1 protein-coding gene is annotated in these 439 nt (G+C 69.2%); it reads right to left on the reverse strand.

Features of this window, described 5'->3' with window-relative positions; genetic code table 11:
* Nucleotides 1-96: 96 nt before the first annotated feature.
* A partial coding sequence (locus BN358_RS26955; protein WP_040583505.1) for a hypothetical protein occupies nucleotides 97-439 on the reverse strand: 343 nt, incomplete at its 5' end.

Consider the following 439-nt stretch of genomic DNA (forward strand, 5'->3'; position numbering starts at 1 on the left):
TGGACGGTGTGCGGACTCACCGCGCTGGCTGCCGCGATCGCCCTGCTCTTCGTGCCGCCGACCGCGTTCAGTGATCGAGTGGGGTAGTCGGGTCGGTCAGCCCTGGCCGCGGGGGATGATCGCTTTCGCGACGGTCTCGGCCAGCACCTGGTCGACCTTGAGGTGCGCGGCCTGGCTCTGGGGAGCCGGCCTGGGCATGGTCTGAACGGCTTCGGTGATCTGGGCGATCGCCTCGGCGTCGGGTGCGTCGGAGGTGTCGACGACGAGGTCGTAGGCGGATTCGTCGGCCCAGTCGGTGCCGTAGAACAGCGGACGAAGCGTGCCCGGAGTTCGTCGTCGGCCTTGACGAGCTGGGCGGCCTCCTCGGGTCCGATCTCGTTGCGCCTGCTGATCCGGCGGGCGCGTGCGGTGTCGGACGCCTTCACGAACACGTTCAGGA

The sequence above is a fragment of the Sedimentibacter sp. B4 genome (genome assembly GCF_000309315.1).
In the GTDB taxonomy this organism is placed as follows: Bacteria; Bacillota; Clostridia; order Tissierellales; family Sedimentibacteraceae; genus Sedimentibacter; species Sedimentibacter saalensis.